Consider the following 19,044-nt stretch of genomic DNA (forward strand, 5'->3'; position numbering starts at 1 on the left):
ATTTGCGATAACAGCGGGTCCCTATTCCGGCTACCTTAGTCAGGTAAATTGCGTTAACCGTTCATGAAATTCGTTGCTATTATTTCCACGCTATGGCTGGGTCTTTCCTTAGCCACCCTGGCACAGGGGAAAAAGAGTATCACCCCTGTGCCTTCTTATCATCCTAACCGGGCACCACTTGCACCCAAACCTTACCTCGCCCTTCCACTGGGCGCTATCACGCCCAAAGGCTGGCTGCTTCATCTGTTAGTACAACAAAAAAATGGCGCTACCGGGCAACTGGATCAGCTGTATCCACTGGTCATGGGACCACGCAATGGCTGGCTGGGCGGCGACGGCGATCAATGGGAACGTGGCCCCTACTGGATCGACGGCCTGCTCCCACTCGCCTATATCCTGAAAGACACCGCGCTCATCGCGAAAGTAAAACCCTGGGTGGAATGGTCTATTAAAAGTCAGCAACCCGATGGCTATTTTGGACCCGCCAAAGACTACCCCGCGGAATCTGGTGTCCAACGGGATAATAGCCGCGACTGGTGGCCCAAAATGGTGATGCTGAAAGTATTGAAACAATACTACGAAGCCACCGCCGATCCCCGCATTATTCGCCTGATGACGAACTACTTCCGCTATCAGTTAAAAGAACTACCGCAACATCCATTGGATCACTGGACCTTCTGGGCACGCTACCGGGCCGGCGATAACCTGATGGTGGTTTACTGGTTATATAATATCACCGGGGATGCCTTTCTGCTGGATCTTGCCAAACTATTACATCATCAAACGTTTGACTACACGGATGCATTCCTGCATACAGCTCTCTTATCTACCACCGGTAGTATTCACGGCGTAAACCTTGCCCAGGGCATGAAAGAGCCTATGATCTACTATCAGCAGCAGCCGGACGCCAAATATAGAGCGGCTACGCTCAAAGGCTTTGAAGACCTGCGCCGCTTCAATGGCACGCCACAGGGACTCTTTGGCGGCGATGAAGCCTTGCATGGTAACAACCCAACGCAGGGGGCTGAACTCTGCACCGCGGTAGAAATGATGTTTACCCTGGAAAGCATCCTGGAAATAAGCGGCGAAGTAAGCTATGCGGATCAACTGGAAAAAATTGCATTCAATGCACTTCCCACGCAGATGTCGGCCGACTTCATGACGCATCAGTATTTCCAGCAGGCCAACCAGGTAATGGCTACCCGGCATATTCGCAACTTCGACGTGAATCATAGCGGCACAGACCTCTGTTATGGCCTGTTGACCGGCTACCCCTGCTGTACTTCCAACATGCACCAGGGCTGGCCTAAATTCACCCAAAACTTATGGTATGCTACTACCGACAGTGGTGTGGCCGCGCTCCTCTATGCACCCAGTGAAGTGAAAGTATATGTAGGCGCGCAAATACCGGCTACCATCAAAGAAGAAACCAACTACCCTTTTGAAGAAAGCATCCGGTTTACGCTGAACAGTCCTAAGAGAATACAATTCCCCTTTCACCTGCGCATACCTGCCTGGTGCAAAAAAGGTATCATCAAAATAAATGGGAATGTATGGCAGGAAGCTACCGGCAACCAGGTAGTGAAGGTAGCCCGTGAATGGGCTCCCGGCGATGTGCTCACGCTGGAACTCCCCATGCACCTCTATCAGCAAACGTGGAATGAAAATTCCCTGTCGGTAGAACGCGGTCCGCTTACCTATGCCTTGCAAATCGGGGAAACGGAACAACTCATCCACAATACAAAAGATCCGGGCGACTACGGTCAAACGTATACGGAAATACGACCAGCCACACCCTGGAACTACGGCCTGATAAACAGTCCTGATCGTCAAAATGAGGGGCAATACAAAGTAGTAAAGGCACCTGTGATTCCCCTTGATCCATGGCACACCAAACAGGTACCCATCTCCATAAAAACAACGGCCAGAAGAATCCCTTCCTGGCAATTGTATAATGAAATGAGTGGGCCCATTCCTAATATCAGTTATGGTATGGAAAGCGATGATAAAGAAGAAGAAATAACACTCATCCCCTATGGCTGCACGCGGTTGCGGATTTCAGAATTTCCGGTGTTGGGAAACCGGTAGATTATCAATAATAGTCAGCGGTATTGTCTGATCACAACCATCATGATGGTTTGTAACTCCTTGTTATTATAAATCTCATTTTGGGAGATAAAAAATTACATTTTTTGTAATTTTTATTTACTTCTTTCGTAACTTTAATAGTTACCAATTCCGCATTCTGAAAGTCAAAATTACACAGGAGGTTTACTATGGTTCACAACAAAAAGTCACGAAAGTTTTCTGCTGAAGAAATTGCAGATGCTCATATCATATCAGAAGATCCCGGCAAAGAGGAAAGAAAAGCCATACTAAAGGAGTTTGGAAAGTTAAACAAAGCATTAGTCTCCAATTTATCAAATGAAAAAAGAATACTTGCTGCCATCCTTCAGTTGCGATTTCAAATGGAAGACTACTTAAAAAAGAAGCCCTATAATAAAGAAATGTCTTTTGGCTTTTTTCTGAAAGAATATATTTCCAGGCTTCAGCTAAAGAATAAAGATTTTGCAGAACAAATAGGAATGGAGCCGTCAGAATTAAGTCAGATACTCAACGGTCATAGAAAACCCGGCGACAAAATTCTGATCCGGCTGGAACTTCATTCAAATAAGAATATTGATGCGGTCCTATGGCATAGAATGCTGGAGAGAGAGAAAGAATACGAACTACAAACCAATATCAAGCTGAGGAAAGAGGAGAAACGACATGTTACGCAATACTTCTCGTTTCCCTCCCAATTATAAATACTTTTAAAAAGTAAGGGACGCCTGACCCGCCTCCCCTACTTTTTAAATTTATTTATTTTTTATGCTGCAATTTCGTTTGCATACCCGTTGTTAAATTCAGGTCCACTTCAAACTTAGACTCTGCTAAAACAAACAGGCTGCGGATCTTATAGATATTGTCCAGCTTGGATAATTTACTGAGGTTAAACTGTTCATAGGCTTCCATATCTGCTACCAGCACTTTTAACAGGTAGTCAAATTGTCCGTTCATCTTATAACATTCCATCACTTCGGGGAAAGAATTGATCTTATGCTCAAAGGCCAGCAGCCGGTCGTGGCCATGCTCCTTCAGCGTTACGCTGGTATAAGCCACCAGGTTTTTGCCCAGCTTATTCCTGTTGAGTACCGCGATATAACGTAAAATATACCCTTCTGCTTCCAGTCGTTTTACTCTTTCAAAGATAGAAGTAACTGACTTACCTAACCTGGAAGCAATCTCTTTATTTGTTGTTCTGGCGTCTTCCTGCAATATGTCCATTATACACATATCAATCTGGTCAGGTATGAAACTCATGCTCGTATTTTTATCAAAAATAGGGGAACTGTTACTGATTTAGGAAAAAAAATCGGCGGCAACCATTTTTTTTAGTTTTGTTTTCGCTTTTATCCGGCTTGTTGTCGTTACACCTTCACATGCTATAATTTGCTGCAATAGAAATCAAACCACGTTTGGAAGACATACATCATCCTTCCATATTTTTTATTCATTAAACTCATTTCGATATGAGAGAAAGTATTGTACTACCGCTAAAAGCGGTGGGCATGGATGCTATTGCCCTGGTAGGCGGGAAATCAGCCTCATTGGGAGAAATGATTGCCAACCTCGACAAAATGGGCGTAGCCGTGCCCGATGGATTTGCTATCACCACTACCGCTTACTACGAATTTATGAAGCATAGCGGGCTGGAAAATTTTATCGCCGAACAGGTAGCTACGGTCGACTTTAACGATATCCTCACCCTGCGCAGAGCCGGGCAAAAAATAAGACAGGCCATCAGCAACACCCGGTTTCCACATGAACTGAGTGATCAGATCATTGCCGCCTATCATCAGTTATCACAGGAATACGGACAGGAACAAACAGATGTGGCGGTAAGATCTTCCGCTACCGCTGAAGACCTCCCCGACGCCTCTTTCGCAGGCCAGCAGGAAACCTTCCTCAATGTAAGAGGTCCCGCTGCATTAATTGATGCCGTAAGAAACTGTTTTGCCTCCCTCTTTACCGACCGCGCCATCAGCTATCGCGCTAACTTCGGCTACGACCATTTTAGTATAGGCTTGTCCGTATGTATACAAAAAATGGTACGCTCCGATCTCGGCGCCTCCGGCGTTGCCTTCTCTCTTGACACAGAGTCCGGATTCAAAGATGTAGTAGTGATCAACGGCTCCTTCGGCTTAGGGGAAATGGTGGTACAGGGCGCTGTATCTCCCGATGAATTCATCGTGTTCAAACCCTGCATGCAAGCCGGCTACATCCCCATCATCGAAAAGAAGCTGGGCGTGAAAGACAAGAAAATGGTGTATGGAGAAAGCAGCGATGAAAGAACGAAAATCATCCAGGTAGAAAAAAAGCAACAGCAACATTTTTGCCTGAGTGATGCTCAAATCATGCAACTGGCTACCTGGGTATGCAGCATTGAAACCTACTACTCCGATAAAAAAGGCCGCTGGTGCCCAATGGATATCGAATGGGCAGTAGATGGCCTCACCAATGAATTATACATTGTACAGGCCCGCCCGGAAACTATCCACTCCAGGAAAGATCATAACCTGATCACCTCCTACGCCATTGATCATACCGACACGGCCAAACAATTATTAAAAGGTATTGCGGTAGGTGATAAAATTGCTTCCGGCAAAGTCAATATCCTCTTTTCCCTGGATAACCGCTTAATTACCGGTAGTGAATTCAAACCCGGCGATGTACTGGTCACCGATATGACGGACCCCGACTGGGAGCCCATCATGAAAATGGCCTCCGCTATCGTCACCAATAAGGGCGGACGTACTTGTCACGCTGCCATCGTAGCGCGTGAAATGGGTATCCCTGCTATTGTTGGCTGCGGCGACGCTACCGAAAAATTAAATGATGGCCAGGAAATCACCGTCTGCTGCGCACAAGGCACCGATGGCATTGTATACGAAGGACTGTTGCCTTTCCGGGAAGAACAACTGGACCTTACCCAACTGCCTGCAATACGCACGCCGCTGATGCTCAACGTTGGCTCTCCTTCTATGGCTTTCCAGTTCGCACATCTGCCCAACAAGGGCGTAGGACTGGCCAGAGAAGAGTTCATCATCAACAACTACATCAAAGTACATCCGTTGGCGTTATTAAAGCACAAAGAACTGCAGGACGCTGCACTCTCCGCCGAAATAGCCCAGCTGATACAAGGCCACGATAACGAAACAGATTACTTCGTGAACAAACTGGCCTACGGCGTAGGAAAAATTGCATCCGCATTTTATCCGGAAAAAGTAATTGTGCGCTTCTCTGATTTCAAAAGCAACGAATACTTCAACCTCCTAGGTGGTAAATACTTTGAGCCTATTGAAGAAAATCCCATGATCGGCTGGAGAGGCGCATCCCGCTACTACTCTCCCCAATATAAAGCGGCCTTTGAACTGGAGTGTAAAGCCCTCCTCAAAGTACGACAAACCATGGGACTCAAAAACGTAGTGGTAATGATTCCTTTCTGCCGCACCGTAGAAGAACTTCAGTTGGTACTGGCTACCATGGAAGAATTCGGATTACGCCGTGGCGACGATGGACTCGAAGTATACCTGATGGCAGAACTCCCCTCCAATATTATGATGGCGGAAGAATTTTCCGCTTTCATTGATGGCTTCTCGATAGGATCAAATGATCTGACGCAGCTCACACTTGGTCTCGACAGGGATTCCTCCCTGGTGGCCAATCTTTACAATGAACTGAACCCGGCAGTACAGCGGATGATTGCACATCTGATTAAAGTAGCGAAGCAACAAAAAGTGAAAGTAGGTATTTGCGGACAAGGACCATCCGACTTTCCGGAGTTCACCAAGTTCCTGGTACAACAGGGCATTGACAGTATTTCAGTTACACCAGATGCAATCATAAAAACGGTAAGAGCGATTCATGAGGCGGAAAAGTTAGAAAAGTAGGAAAAGTTAGATGCAGATGAAGCCCTGTGGAGACACAGGGTTTCGTCATTTTAGCTACTCATCTTCCAATTGCAGTGAATTAATGATGTCCATCACTTTTCCCACAAAAAGCTTTCCATCCTCACCTCCTTCTTTTGATAAAAACTTAAATTCCAATGTCGCCCTATCACCTTTTACAATGGTGATGGCATTAATATCGTAAGACAGCATCCCCTCATCCACACTCTTATTAGTAACACCTACTGCCGCTATAAAATGCGTCCCTACCTGACAGATTGTATCCATCACGAATTTTGCATGATAATTCTCTTTCAGAAAATATTCCCTCATGGCACTGCGATCTTGTTTGAAGTCTTCCAAAGTATACCTTATTTTCCTTTTCTCTACCGATTGTATAATAGTTAATTGCTCAATTGAATCCTTGGGAAATCGTGTATAAAAAGAGCCCCTTTCTAAAGCAATAGGAAATTTTTTAGGTTGAAAGCGGTATTTAAGTTCATCACAGGATGAACAATCACTATTTTGCTTCCACTGCAATGCTGTATCCCAGGTGGACGGCAGGTTCATCTTAATAATACCACGATTATCTTTCAATACTAAAGTAGTATTACGGGCAGGTTCTTTCGGAGCTTGACAGGCAGCAGCTACCAGTACAATAACAAGGTATAGGAGGATACGCATAGAATGAATGTAATGATTTTAAAGCTTAGAACAATTGTCCTGTGAATATGACGACTATCAACACCACTACAAATGAGCTGAAAACTATTCACATTATCCACCTGGCTTTGGCCTGGCATACCCTCAGAAAAAAATAACGCGTATTTGATTTTAACGTATCTTAGTAACAGTTGGCGATTATATCGTTACGGACCCAAATCGAGCAATGAGAAAGAGCATATAGACCCAAATCGAGCAATAAGAGAGCGTATTTAACCCAACACATAGGGATGTCTTAAGTATATGTTAGCCCATTACTAAAGCGCATCATCTATGCCACATCATCATTCCCATATCATTGGCCACCGGCATCATTATTCACCATAAAATTCATCCACATGAAAAAAAAGTGTTTATTATTCCCGTTATTATCCGCGCTGTTAATCCTTTTATTGGGCACTGGTTGTACCAAAAATCTACGCTCCGATCAGTTATCCGCCAACAGTAATGCCTCTCTGGCAGCAGGCGCCAATGCAACCACACTGAATGGCCCCCTCGATAGTCTGCTGGCGTACAAAAGCCGTCCTCACGAAATTTATGCAGCCTTTTATCGCCTGGAAGGGCCTTGTTATGGACCGGCTCCATTCGGCACTAATTTTTCACAGGTACCAGATAGTCTGGATGTACTCATCCTGTTTTGCTTTTCACCCACTTCGCCCGTGGCTAGCCAGGTGCCTGGATGGATTAATACACTACATACAAAAGGTACCAAAGTAATCCTGACAGGCGGACTAGACCTTGTTTCCGGCGCTACGCATGATTCTGCCGGTTATGCCCTGACAGCAAAACATATTATGGATAGTACCATCAATAAATATGGATTCGATGGTTATGATATTGACATAGAAAGCAATCCTTCTGGTCAAACCCTGACCGACATGGCGGGTGTATACAAAGCACTTTCCAGCTACCTCGGTCCTAAATCAGGTACCGGAAAACTGCTTACATTTGATACCAACCAGGATGGCAACAACAACCTCTTCAAAAAAGTGTATACCATGGTGAACTATGTATGGTTACAGGCTTACGGTCGTGGCGCCAGTACTTTGCAATCMACCTGGAATACCTTCTCCCCTTATATTCAATCAACACAATTTGTACCTGGCTTTTCTTTTTATGAAGAAAGAGGATACCCCTCCAATGTTTGGTATGATGTTACCTATCCGGTAAATGGTACCGGCCGCGCATATGATTATGCCCGCTGGGAACCTACTACCGGTAAAAAAGGGGGCGTATTTGGCTATGCGGTAGATAGGGATGCACCATTGACTTCCTCCACAGATAACACCGCCTATGCCCCTACTTATATCGTCAGTAAACAACTGATACAAATAATGAACCCTGTTGGTGGCAGTAGCGGCACAACTGGTGTTGTATTTTACCAGGATGCCAATTATGGAGGTACCGCCTCACAATTCATTCCTAAAGGGAATTATACATTATCTCAATTACAGGCAAAGGGAGTGGTAAATGATTGGGCTTCTTCTGTAAAAATACCTTCCRGCTGGACGGTTATTATCTATGCAGATGATAATTTCTCCGGTACCTCGTGGACACTTACCAGTAATAATAGTTGGCTGGGTGGCCTAAGTCCCAGTGCAAATGATAAAATGAGTTCTGCAAAAATCCAGTAATACCTAAAATAGAAAACCCACGTCGTAAATACGTGGGTTTTCTATTTTAAGTAGTAGTAAACTTAAAACACCACTCTCAAAGATCGAATTCGAAATAGTATGCCTTTTGATTCACTTCATCATACCAGAAGCGCTTATGATTATTACCTGTCTTCTTCGTAGCATCGCCTTCTGTATCCCAGGAATACCTTGGCAGCATTTTAATCCGTTCCTTATCCCACCAATCAAAATCGTGTTGCAGCCCATCTTCATTTCCACCCAAAATAGTATCCTTCTTCAACTCGTTGCGTAGTATAATTTGTGCTACCGTTGACGTATCACAATTAAAGGAGAACATATAATCTGCATCTATTCCTATGGCATCGTCAAAACAGTAAATATTTTTCACATCGGGGGTCACCTCCACTTTTAAAAATGCTTTGAAATTCTTTTTATTGGCGTCAGTATCCGGTTGATCACTGTCAAAGGTGGGAAATACATTGCCGGCCATTTGAAACGCCTTCTCTGTTCCTTTCCATACGCCATAGTAAAGTGTATAAAATGAAACAGCTCCCCAACACATAAACAGGATGGCCGACAGCCAGTAGCCTCCTTTTCTCTTCTTTACAATGGCAACAACGATCGTCACTACTGCGCCTATAAAAAAGGCAATAGCGATGATGATTAACACAAGTAATTTTATCATGAGAAGATGGATATTCAGTGATTACTACGATCAAAAATAACTCATCTTGGCATATTAATCACCTCCATAAATTGTTTCATATAGGCATCGCCGATAGGCACATTATAGGTGCCTGTAAAAATGCGTTGGCGTTCTATGCTATCTATTTTATCCAGTGAGATAATATAGGATTTATGTACCCTGAAAAAGCGAAATGGCGCCAGGATCTCTTCAAAACTGCGTAAGTTCTGCAGGGTAAGAATTTTCTGTTGCGTTGTTTGAATGGCCACATAATTACGCAGCGCTTCCACAAAAAGGATATCCTTTACATCTACGCGCACAATGCGTTTATCCGTGCGAACAAAAATATAATCGGTGCCGGCAGGTTGTGAAATAGCCGGGGTAATTTTAGCTTGTACTCTTTGTACGGCTCTCGCAAAACGCTCAAAGGATACTGGTTTCAGCAAATAATCTACTGCCTCCCGATCAAAGCTTTCTACGGCATATTCATCGTAGGCAGACACAATAACGATTTGTATTCCCGGCGGCGCCAGCTGCATAAACTCAATGCCACTCAACTCCTGCATCTGAATATCCAGGAACACCAGGTCTACCTTCTCCTGCTTCAGAAATAGCAATGCTTCCTGTGGATGGAGAAATGTTTTTACCAGCTGCAGGTCCGGCGTTTTATTGATGAAGGACACCAATACCTGCGCCGCCAACGGTTCGTCATCTACCACTATACACTTTACTGCCATATGATTACCAGTTAATCTCTAAATTACTATAATATTCCTCTTTCAATGACACAATCTCCAGCGCATGTTTGCCGGGATAAATCAATTGCAAGCGCTTACGGACATTATCCAGCCCTATACCGCCCGTTCTATCACGCTGTTGCCCGGATATGTAGTTATGCACCTGAAACAGGAGTGTTTGCGGATTGCAGGTCAGCGTAATGGTGATGGGTTTGTCCGGCCTATTGCTGACACCATGTTTAAACGCATTTTCTACAAAAGGAACCAGCAATAATGGCGCTACCACTTTTTCCGGCAAAGCCGTCGGAAAATTAAATACAATACCTTCCGGACAACCGGTACGAATACGCTGTAAGGTAACAAAGTCCTGCAGATAACGCACCTCCTCTCCTATTGGGGCGCGGTAAGCAATATCAGGTGGCTGGTTGACCATATAGGCCAACAGATCCGTGAGGGTTTTATGCGCCGTTACGACTTCCGGTGAATTCACCAGCGCCAGCGAGTAAATGCTGTTAAGACTGTTGATCAGAAAGTGTGAATTTAACTGCATCTTCAGAAAACCTGATTCTGCCTGTTGTTGCTGTTGTTGCAACAGGGCTTTCCGTTTATCTTCCTGCTGCCATAAAATAAAAAAGCAATAGGCAAACGCTGCTACCAGGATAACAACACCACTCCACAAACCATTTACAAAGTACGCCTGGAATGATTGATATAGCTGCACCTTTTCATGGTTCACATAATGGTATCCCCCACTTAAAACGACATCCCGAAAAAACGTGTCTGCAATCAGATATTTCAATACGATGCTACCCACCAGTAATGGCAGTACTACCATTAACAACCGGCCCCAATTATTGTGTTGCAGGAACGGAGGCACCACCCATCGCAGATAAACATAACATAACAGGAAATTGAGTATGCCGAAAAAACCATAATTAATATGGAAACTACGCATCACCACCGGGGTACGCTTCACAAGGGTAATAGCATTCAGTCCGTACACCAGTATCATCCACACCAGCATCAGCACAAAAAACTCAATGATATTTTTACGGGTATTATTCATGCTCCGACCCTATATTTATTTCATCCATGGAAAAGGGATCAACAGCCCTTTCCGTGATCACCGACAAGCATAGCGCTTCTTTCCCAATATCAATTGTTATCATCAACCTACCGGAAACGTGCTGCAGTTCCCGTAATCTCTTATCTGCCAGGTATTGCAAACGCAAGGCTTCTACCAATCCTCCCGGTTCACTACCTGTTATTTCCAGTGTGATGGATTGAGTTGTATTATAAAGATTACGTAATGCTATGTATCGTTCAAAGTTCAGTAATTCCTTTTTCAAACTCACTTTATCCTGTTCCATCGCTTTATCATATAACATATATCTCAGCAGGTCCGATAGCAATAACATGGCCTGCGGGCCTTCTTTCTGGCGCTTCTCCGGGTGCTCTAATAGCGGGCCCAATTGCTGCAGGTTATACAACAACTGCCGGGAGCCTTCCTGCATGCGTTCATACCGCTGCCGTGCCTGCGCGGCGGTAGTTGCCAGTAGCCGGTCGCCCGGAGCGGCATTCCGCCATTCAAGAAAGAGCCGGTAACTATAGGCCAGTAGCGCCACGCCAGTACCCATCTGTATCGTCAACGGTAAATACTCCATAAAAGTCATGTGCTTGGGCACTGCTATCGACATGGATGCCATCCCTTTACCCGGCATCATCTTCAACGGAATAGCCCTGAATAGTACTTCGTCCGGAAAAATAAAATAGCCAATAAGATATTTAACTACAGAAAATCCCAGGATCGACGCCATTGTATACAGTACCATCCGGCCGTATTGCCGTTGCTTTACCACATCTGGCAGGAATACAAACACCAGCAGGTAAAACAACTGGAAGTTGATAGCGCCGTACAACAGATATTTTACAGTAGTCCATTTCAGCAGATGTGCGTTCGCCAATGCGCCCTTTATCTGCGGATAGATATACAGCAGTATCAGGGCCATCCAAACAGCCAGGTGCGCAAAGTACCGGTATGGTTTATGGTGTTTCATATACACTTACAACCTTGAAGATAGTATTTACCACCACTGTTTCGGCATAAATCCGCGCTTATTTTTTTCGTACCTGTTAATGCGCCGTTCGTCCTCACCAAATCCCTCAAAGTACTTACCAACAGTCATTTCAGGCATATTCCGGCATTTCAGTATCAAAATTGTTTCATCCACATAAAACGTCGGAATGTACTTTTTACTGCCGGGTATGTCCATTATCTGATAAAATAAATAACAGGATAAGTACTTTGGATTTTCATTCTTGTTCGGGACCGTTCACATATCGTAAAATCAACCAACTATTGTATGAGAAAGTCATTTTTATTTATCCTCCTATGCATGTCCGGTATCTCCGCCTATGCACAGCAGATTTTAAAGGGGACCGTGAAGGACGCGGTATCCCATCAACCAGTTCCGGGAGCAACGGTAAAAGTAATCGGCGCCACAAAAGGGGCCACCACCAACGACAAAGGGGAATTTGAACTGAATGTGCCCGGCAATGCACAACTGCAAATCACCTCTATTGGTTTTGAAAATGTAGTAGTAGCTGCCAGCCTGATTAAAACAGGCCCCATTCTGATGAAGATGCAGGCCATTCATCTCACCGATGCTGTTGTGGTGGGATATGGTAGTCAAAAAAAGTCGAATGTGACTACCTCCATTTCCACCGTAAAAGCGGATGCTTTGTCGCCGGAAAAAAACATTGCCAGCGATTTCGGGAAAGCGCTCACCGGCCGGGTGGCCGGCGTATTTGTATCGTCTAAAGATGGTGCCCCCGGAAGCACGCCTAATATTCTCATCCGTGGATCACAATCTATCAGTGCCAACAATGCCAATCCACTGATTGTAGTAGATGGACTCATCCTGGAAGGCAATACCGTCTCTATTAATAATCTCAATCCACAGGACATTGAGTCGATAGAGGTACTGAAAGACGCCGCATCAGCAGCGATATACGGCGCCAGGGGCTCCACCGGTGTGATTATCGTTACAACTAAAAAAGGGAAGCTGAATAGCAGACCAACGCTAAACATCAACATGTACACGGGGGTAAACAATGTTCCCACTTCCCGGCATATGCTCAATTCCGCAGATTATAAATCTGCTTTCGATGATTCCCGCAACAACCGGATCAACGATATTGATACCCTGCTGGCCCATCCCGGCAACCTTTCCCCCGACAGAATCAGTCAGCTGAAAAATGATATCATCAGGTTCCAGGGGCAGCTGAATGGCTTACAGATGGCTAATCGCAGCACCGACTGGCTTGATCGTATTAAGAATAAAAATGCACCTGTTAATAACATTCAAGCCAGTATGAGCGGCGGCGGCGACAAAAACAATTATTACATGTCGCTAGGCCGTTATGCAGAAGCATCCTCTCTGGGTACCGGCAACTTCGAAAGATATACCGGTCGCCTCGACCTCACCCAGCAGGTAAACAACTGGCTCAAAGTAAATGGTAGTATCAACATTACACAATCTGTCAAAAAAAATATGAGCAACCCTATCGTTGCTGCATTCAATGCCCGGCCTGACACCCCGGATGATCCTGTACGCAATCCGGATGGTTCGCTGACTTACTATGTAGGCCAGCAACAGCATCCGCTGGGGGTGATGATGGATAATAATAACAAAGATAAAAATAATGTATACCTGGGTAGCCTGTCGGCAGATGTGAAACTGCTGGATGGCCTCTCTTTCCGCTCTTCTTTCAATGCTACCAAATTTAATGATCTCGCCATTACCTTTTACCCGGCTGCCGGCTACCAGGGCGCCTTTAACAAAGGTATGTTCAAAAATCTGGGCGTAGATAACTTCTCTTACAACTTCGACAACTACTTCACCTATACGAAAAGAGTAAAGCACCTGGGCATCAACAGCACATTAGGATATACTTTCTATAGTAACGAACTGAATTCCTTCGGTTATGATATCTATGGATTCCCTAAAGTGGATGGCATTACCGGTGCGGCATCCGGCGCTACTTACGGTAGCCCTTCCAGTATTGGCAGCTATAATCTCAACAACAAAGAAGTATCTGATGCGTATTTCCTGCGCACCGGTTTCGACTGGGATGGTAAATACCTGCTCAATGCCTCTATTCGTCGCGACGGTTCTTCCAAGTTAAATGCCGATTCCCGTTATGCCTGGTTCCCTTCTATTTCCGGCGGATGGGATATGGCTCGCGAAAATTTCCTCGCCGGCAGCCGCCTCATTAATCAGCTCAAGATCCGCAGCAGCTACGGCATGAGTGGCAACATCCGGCCGCTCGGATACTTTGATGCGCAAAACCTGCTCACCGCCACTTCCTACATGGGTAATCCCGCGCTTATCCTGGGTACTACCATTGGGAATCCAGACATTCGATGGGAACGTACCAAACAGGTGGACGCAGGTATAGATGTAACCTTACTTAACAACAGGGTTACTTTTACAGCAGATTATTACAATAAAACCACCGACGGTTTATTAAGCAACAATAATATCTCTTATATCTATGGTGCTGCCACCATTCCCGACAACATTGGCACCATCCGCAACTACGGAGTAGACCTGGAACTGGCTGTCAGCAGCCGCAGCGGCGCCGCCTTCTCCTGGAAAGTGGAAACCAATATGAACATCAACAGGAATTTGCTGGTGTCATTAAAAGACTCCCTCACCAACTACGGCACCTTTACTTTTGGCGGCCCTTACAGCCGGGCTGTAATAGGACAATCACTCGGCTCCGTACAGGTATATCAATCACTGGGCGTAGATCCGCAAACGGGTGACATGATGTATAAAGACCAGAATAAAGATGGTAGATGGGATGCCAATGATATGATTAGCGTGCCCGTAGCATTACCCAAATTTACCGGTGGTACCAACATTACCCTGTCTTACAAAAAAATTACGGTATCCGCTTTATTCAACTATGTGGTAGGCAACAAAATATACGACTTCTATGAGCAAACACTTCGCAACTATGATCTGGACTATTATAATGCGATGCCCAATAAATTTGATATAATCAACAAACGCTGGAAACAAAAAGGAGATATCACCGATGTACCCAGAGCCATTACAGGACCGCATGGCGCCGGACAAACCAATGACTGGAACTCACGGCCTTCTACCCAGTTCATCTACGATGCCTCTTATGTTCGCCTTCGTAATCTGAGTGTCAGCTATGAACTGCCGACTGCGTTGCTCTCGAAAGCAAAAATTACACGGGCACGCATCTACGCATCTGCACAGAATGTTTTCACGATCACCAAATACATAGGATTTGATCCCGAAGCGGCCAACAACGCCGGCGTTGTCACTTCCAACATGCCGAATCCGCGTTCGGCTGTTATTGGTATAGATCTTTCATTTTAATACGTCACCACATGAAACAACATATTTTATTACCTATTGCAGCGTTCTTCACCATCGGCTTCTCTTCCTGCAGCAAACAGCTGGGAGAAGTAGATCCTAATACAAAGATTGCCTTTTCCCAGCTCTCCAAAAGCAACCTGCCATTGGTGATCAATGGGGCGAAACTGGCGCTCTCCAATAACAATGCATTCTATGCCTACTATGGGCTACAGGATATTATGAGCGATGACTTTCAAACCGTGGGCTTCATCCCTTATGAGAGCAATAATATTCCTTCTAATGATAATGCACTGGTACCTGTCTACAGACAGCCGTATCAATGCATTGCCAATGCGAATATGGTAATCAACTATGCACAGTCACTCACCGGTGACAGCAGCGTTAGTGCCACACTCGGAGAAGCTTATCTCCTGCGCGCGTTTTCGTATATGCTCCTCACCGAATGTTTCGGAGATGTAGTCATCGTTTACGGAAACGAAAATCCTAAAAGCCGACCGCCCCGCAATCCGGTGGCGGAAGTAAATCAGCTGATTGAAAAAGATCTCAAAAGCGCAATCGATCTGCTGCCTGCGTATACCAGCCCGGTAAGCGGCTCCAAACAAGGCGCACAACTGCTGCTGGCAAGATACTATCTGAATCATGCTAAATATGACGACGCGCTATCGATGGCCAACGCCGTGATCAGCTCCGGAAAACTCAGCCTGCAACCCAACTTTGGCGATATTTTCAAATCTTCCGTGAATAGCGCCGAAGCGGTTTATAAAATCAACGAAACCAGCCTCAGTGCGTTCAATGGTCTTCCCAATCTATATGGCCAGGGAGGCACCGGACAAGCCGGTACAGGCAGTACCTGGGTAGATAGCAATATTGTAAAGTCATACGATGCAACAGATGTTCGCCGCAGTTATTTTGTTCGCACCAAAGGCGGTAGCATTATCGACACGGTATACTTCCTCAATAAATTTCCACAGGAGCTCACTCCTTCGTATGTGATATGCCGTTATAGCGAAGCATTCCTGATTGTTGCCGAAGCCAATGCCCGCAAAGGTACCGTAGACGTAACTACCTATAACCAGCTACGCAGCGCCCGCAAAGCCAGCACGGTGAACAACGCTGATTTTGCTACACCTACTGCTTTCCTCGCCACTATTGAACAGGAAAGAAGAAGAGAATTTATTGGAGAAAGACTCAGATGGAGCGATATGCAACGATTCGGCAAAATGAATGCCTGGCTGCAATCGTTCGGACAACCCATTACACACGTATTGATGCCCATTCCATCCAGAGAGTTTTTCATTAATGAAAACCTGACACAAAACGCTGACTACAGTAAGTAAAAACGGAAATCAATTATATTTAAACTAATAGTGATGAAAAAAACAATGTTGAAATTTTGCGCACCGCTCATGTTGCTTACCGCTCCTGCGGCACTGATGGCGCAACAAAACAAATTAGTAAAAGCCATTACGGTAAAAGGTAGTGTAGAATTTACCGATCCTAAACAGGATGTTAACAAAGTATTTCTGCTGAAAGATAACCTGAAAGGGAAACCAGTAGTGGTAGATTCCTGCGTTGTTGGGAAAGACAATACCTTTTCCTTCAACATCAAACAGGATCACCAGGGCGTTTACCAACTCAATGCCATGAACTGGGACCACGCAACGTTCTGGAGTGATGCAGATGTAAAGGTAGCCATGAGAGGCTATGATACTGCCCGCTACAAAGTAAAAGTACCTCACTACAATTATGTAGAAGGATCTTACGATAATAATTTCATCAACATGAGTTCGCTGAATAACGAACTTAGCTATCGCCGGATGATCGATGAATATAACATGGAATATTATGCCAAGAAAGCAACGGATACTACCTGGTACGGTTATATGAAAAATACCAAAAAGTATAACCCGATGAGTGAAGATTACAAAATACGCGAGGAAGTTCTGATAAAATCTTATGCAGACCGTCCGGTAATCGTATCTGCAATCCGTGGCATGGCGGGTACAGAAGCAGGCGAGAAATATGATAAAGCCATGAAAATGCTGGATCTGTTAATTGCGCGCTATCCCTGGTTAACCGAAGCCAAAGATTTAAAAGAAACTATCATCACTAACAAAGCACAAGCCATGCGCCTGAAATCAGGCCAACCAATGCCGAGTGTACAATATCCTGATGCTAACGGTCAACTGGCCGGACTGGAAAAATACAAAGGCAAATACCTGCTGGTTGACTTCTGGGCAAGCTGGTGCGGTCCATGCAGACAAGCCATTCCAAAGGTAAAAGAACTGTATGCCAGCTATAAAGACAAAGGCTTCGAAGTAGTGAGCATTTCTATTGACACCGACAAAAACGCGTGGAAAAAAGCCATGAAGGAAGAAGCAATGCCATGGGAACAAATGTTGAGCGACAACAAAGATAAAACCATGGAGCAATTCCAGTTTTCCGGTATCCCTACCATGTACCTGGTAGACCGCGAAGGCAAAATCCTGGAGCGCTTCACCGGCTATGGCGAAGAAGCAGAAGCTAAAATAAAGGAAAGTCTGAATAAAGGCGCCAAAGCAGCACCGAGTCAAGCCGGCGCTGTTAAAATGATGGGATTCTAAAAATCATACACCAACCATGAAAAAAAACATCCTCTTAATGGCCGGCAGCTTGCTGCTGGCCTCTTTTCTCCCCGCCACCGCGCAGAAAAGCTACAAAGTAACGGCTCACATCAAAGGGCAGGAAGATTATAAACTGACCATATCTTATGTTACCGCAGACGGTCACAAAGTAGATACCGCCATCTCGCATAAAGGCGACGAGTTTGTATTTTCTGGTAGCATCAACGAACCTCTAATAGCCACCTTCTTCAGCCGTCATCCAGCCAGCAAATTCGAAATGGTGAAAGGCGGTATGTTTATGCCTGCACCCGCCCTGGAAATTATCCTATCGGATAAAACGAATGTACAGATCACGGGTGATGCAGAAGAGCTCTACAAGGCCACTGTAAAAGGAGATAAAGCCAATGAAGAAATGAATGCATTCAGGCAAAAATCAATGCCATTGACTGCCAAGATATGGGAACTGCGTAAAAAAACTGCCGGGATGCGTAAACCGGAAGACAGCACCGCGAAAAAAGCCGCAGTAGCGGAAATGCTGGCAACCACCGAAGAACTCACTGCCATGCAGAAAGCGTTCGTTGCGGCTCATCCCAAGTCATTTTTAAGCGTTAACTTACTCACCAGGCTGCAAAGCGATTTCGATCCGGTGGCGTATGAACAGGCATTCAATAAACTGAGCGATACGTACAAAGATACTTACCTCGGTAAATACCTGTCTTCCCGCATCACTGGCGCCAAAGCTACCAGCGAAGGCGCTGTGATCAACTTCAACAAAAAAGATAACCAGGATAACATCTTTACGCTATCTTCCCTCCGCGGAAAATATGTATTGCTCGACTTCTGGGGCAGCTGGTGCGGCCCATGCAGAGCCAGTCATCCTCACCTGAAAGAAATATACGCAAAGTATAAAGACAAAGGGCTGGAAATTGTAGGTATTGCAGATGAAAAAGCAGATGATATCAACAACGCCAAAGCCGCATGGTTAAAAGCCATTAAAGATGATGGCATCAACTGGATACAGGTACTGAATAACTACGACAAAGCCACCAATAACCTGGCCATGTCATATGGTATTACCGGCTTCCCTACCAAAATACTACTGGATAAAACCGGTAAAGTATTGTTCAAAATCGTTGGTAATGGCGGTGAAGAACTGGATCAAAAACTAAAAGCCATCCTCGGCATCTAATAATAAAGGTGTACCGGCATTACCCGGTACACCCTTTTATCGTAAGCCCCCTCAGGCATTACC

At 45.1% G+C, this 19,044-nt stretch carries 14 protein-coding genes; 8 read left to right on the plus strand and 6 right to left on the minus strand.

Annotated features, from left to right (window positions below; translation table 11 throughout):
• Nucleotides 1–63 precede the first annotated feature (63 nt).
• Together AC1DFM_RS09875 and AC1DFM_RS09880 are read left to right on the plus strand one after the other, a co-directional pair.
• Nucleotides 64–2,088 (plus strand): beta-L-arabinofuranosidase domain-containing protein, encoded by a 2,025-nt coding sequence (locus tag AC1DFM_RS09875; RefSeq protein ID WP_477076549.1) that lies wholly within the window; start codon nucleotides 64–66, stop codon nucleotides 2,086–2,088.
• A gap of 188 nt (nucleotides 2,089–2,276) precedes the next feature.
• The gene (locus tag AC1DFM_RS09880; protein WP_477076550.1) at nucleotides 2,277–2,807 is read left to right on the plus strand and encodes a helix-turn-helix domain-containing protein; all 531 of its coding nucleotides are present in this window, start codon (nucleotides 2,277–2,279) and stop codon (nucleotides 2,805–2,807) included.
• Between the two features lie 55 nt (nucleotides 2,808–2,862).
• Here the strand turns inward: AC1DFM_RS09880 and AC1DFM_RS09885 are convergent, their stop codons facing one another.
• On the minus strand, nucleotides 2,863–3,363 hold the full coding sequence (locus AC1DFM_RS09885; RefSeq protein WP_477076551.1) for an Lrp/AsnC family transcriptional regulator: 501 nt from the start codon (nucleotides 3,361–3,363) through the stop codon (nucleotides 2,863–2,865).
• A gap of 209 nt (nucleotides 3,364–3,572) precedes the next feature.
• On the opposite strand from AC1DFM_RS09885, the gene ppsA reads away from it, so the two are divergent.
• Nucleotides 3,573–5,993 carry a phosphoenolpyruvate synthase gene (ppsA, locus tag AC1DFM_RS09890; protein WP_477076552.1) on the plus strand — a complete coding sequence of 807 codons (2,421 nt, stop codon included), beginning with the start codon at nucleotides 3,573–3,575 and terminating at the stop codon, nucleotides 5,991–5,993.
• 54 nt (nucleotides 5,994–6,047) lie between these two features.
• Here the strand turns inward: ppsA and AC1DFM_RS09895 are convergent, their stop codons facing one another.
• Complete coding sequence (locus tag AC1DFM_RS09895) at nucleotides 6,048–6,674, minus strand: hypothetical protein (RefSeq protein WP_477076553.1); 627 nt, start codon at nucleotides 6,672–6,674, stop codon at nucleotides 6,048–6,050.
• Between the two features lie 377 nt (nucleotides 6,675–7,051).
• Here AC1DFM_RS09895 and AC1DFM_RS09900 point away from each other — a divergent pair, with 377 nt between their 5' ends.
• Entirely contained in the window at nucleotides 7,052–8,347 is a 1,296-nt protein-coding gene (locus AC1DFM_RS09900; RefSeq protein WP_477076554.1) for an EndoS/ChiA family endoglycosidase, read from the plus strand.
• A gap of 76 nt (nucleotides 8,348–8,423) precedes the next feature.
• On the opposite strand, the gene AC1DFM_RS09905 is transcribed toward AC1DFM_RS09900, so the two are convergent.
• Genes AC1DFM_RS09905 through AC1DFM_RS09920 form a run of 4 tightly spaced genes read right to left on the minus strand, consistent with a single transcriptional unit; the run spans nucleotide 8,424 to nucleotide 11,826 of the window.
• Nucleotides 8,424–9,032 (minus strand): hypothetical protein, encoded by a 609-nt coding sequence (locus tag AC1DFM_RS09905; protein WP_477076555.1) that lies wholly within the window; start codon nucleotides 9,030–9,032, stop codon nucleotides 8,424–8,426.
• 41 nt (nucleotides 9,033–9,073) lie between these two features.
• A complete protein-coding gene (locus tag AC1DFM_RS09910; protein WP_477076556.1) occupies nucleotides 9,074–9,769 on the minus strand; it encodes a LytR/AlgR family response regulator transcription factor in 696 nt (231 codons plus the stop codon).
• A gap of 4 nt (nucleotides 9,770–9,773) precedes the next feature.
• A complete protein-coding gene (locus AC1DFM_RS09915; RefSeq protein ID WP_477076557.1) occupies nucleotides 9,774–10,835 on the minus strand; it encodes a sensor histidine kinase in 1,062 nt (353 codons plus the stop codon).
• Nucleotides 10,828–11,826, minus strand: a complete 999-nt coding sequence (locus tag AC1DFM_RS09920) for a LytS family sensor histidine kinase (RefSeq protein ID WP_477076558.1) — start codon at nucleotides 11,824–11,826, stop codon at nucleotides 10,828–10,830. The genes AC1DFM_RS09915 and AC1DFM_RS09920 overlap by 8 nt, the downstream gene beginning before the upstream one ends.
• A 306-nt stretch (nucleotides 11,827–12,132) precedes the next feature.
• On the opposite strand from AC1DFM_RS09920, the gene AC1DFM_RS09925 reads away from it, so the two are divergent.
• From AC1DFM_RS09925 to AC1DFM_RS09940, 4 genes are read left to right on the plus strand one after another with little or no spacing between them, the layout of a single operon-like run.
• On the plus strand, nucleotides 12,133–15,189 hold the full coding sequence (locus tag AC1DFM_RS09925) for a SusC/RagA family TonB-linked outer membrane protein (RefSeq protein ID WP_477076559.1): 3,057 nt from the start codon (nucleotides 12,133–12,135) through the stop codon (nucleotides 15,187–15,189).
• Between the two features lie 11 nt (nucleotides 15,190–15,200).
• Entirely contained in the window at nucleotides 15,201–16,526 is a 1,326-nt protein-coding gene (locus AC1DFM_RS09930) for a RagB/SusD family nutrient uptake outer membrane protein (protein ID WP_477076560.1), read from the plus strand.
• A gap of 33 nt (nucleotides 16,527–16,559) precedes the next feature.
• Complete coding sequence (locus AC1DFM_RS09935; protein ID WP_477076561.1) at nucleotides 16,560–17,792, plus strand: TlpA family protein disulfide reductase; 1,233 nt, start codon at nucleotides 16,560–16,562, stop codon at nucleotides 17,790–17,792.
• Nucleotides 17,793–17,808: 16 nt separating this feature from the next.
• Nucleotides 17,809–18,981 (plus strand): redoxin family protein, encoded by a 1,173-nt coding sequence (locus tag AC1DFM_RS09940; protein WP_477076562.1) that lies wholly within the window; start codon nucleotides 17,809–17,811, stop codon nucleotides 18,979–18,981.
• The last annotated feature ends 63 nt before the right edge of the window (nucleotides 18,982–19,044 follow it).

Source organism: Chitinophaga sp. 05T412 (assembly GCF_056396465.1).

What these genes read in the sequence shown, in the direction of transcription:
- AC1DFM_RS09940 (WP_477076562.1), top strand. Translation starts at nt 17,809, where the DNA reads ATGAAAAAAAACATCCTCTTAATGGCCGGCAGCTTGCTGCTGGCCTCT.
- AC1DFM_RS09880 (WP_477076550.1), top strand. Translation starts at nt 2,277, where the DNA reads ATGGTTCACAACAAAAAGTCACGAAAGTTTTCTGCTGAAGAAATTGCA.
- AC1DFM_RS09905 (WP_477076555.1), bottom strand. Translation starts at nt 9,032, where the DNA reads ATGATAAAATTACTTGTGTTAATCATCATCGCTATTGCCTTTTTTATA.
- AC1DFM_RS09920 (WP_477076558.1), bottom strand. Translation starts at nt 11,826, where the DNA reads ATGAAACACCATAAACCATACCGGTACTTTGCGCACCTGGCTGTTTGG.
- AC1DFM_RS09885 (WP_477076551.1), bottom strand. Translation starts at nt 3,363, where the DNA reads ATGAGTTTCATACCTGACCAGATTGATATGTGTATAATGGACATATTG.
- AC1DFM_RS09935 (WP_477076561.1), top strand. Translation starts at nt 16,560, where the DNA reads ATGAAAAAAACAATGTTGAAATTTTGCGCACCGCTCATGTTGCTTACC.
- AC1DFM_RS09875 (WP_477076549.1), top strand. Translation starts at nt 64, where the DNA reads ATGAAATTCGTTGCTATTATTTCCACGCTATGGCTGGGTCTTTCCTTA.
- AC1DFM_RS09910 (WP_477076556.1), bottom strand. Translation starts at nt 9,769, where the DNA reads ATGGCAGTAAAGTGTATAGTGGTAGATGACGAACCGTTGGCGGCGCAG.
- AC1DFM_RS09915 (WP_477076557.1), bottom strand. Translation starts at nt 10,835, where the DNA reads ATGAATAATACCCGTAAAAATATCATTGAGTTTTTTGTGCTGATGCTG.
- AC1DFM_RS09930 (WP_477076560.1), top strand. Translation starts at nt 15,201, where the DNA reads ATGAAACAACATATTTTATTACCTATTGCAGCGTTCTTCACCATCGGC.
- ppsA (WP_477076552.1), top strand. Translation starts at nt 3,573, where the DNA reads ATGAGAGAAAGTATTGTACTACCGCTAAAAGCGGTGGGCATGGATGCT.
- AC1DFM_RS09895 (WP_477076553.1), bottom strand. Translation starts at nt 6,674, where the DNA reads ATGCGTATCCTCCTATACCTTGTTATTGTACTGGTAGCTGCTGCCTGT.
- AC1DFM_RS09925 (WP_477076559.1), top strand. Translation starts at nt 12,133, where the DNA reads ATGAGAAAGTCATTTTTATTTATCCTCCTATGCATGTCCGGTATCTCC.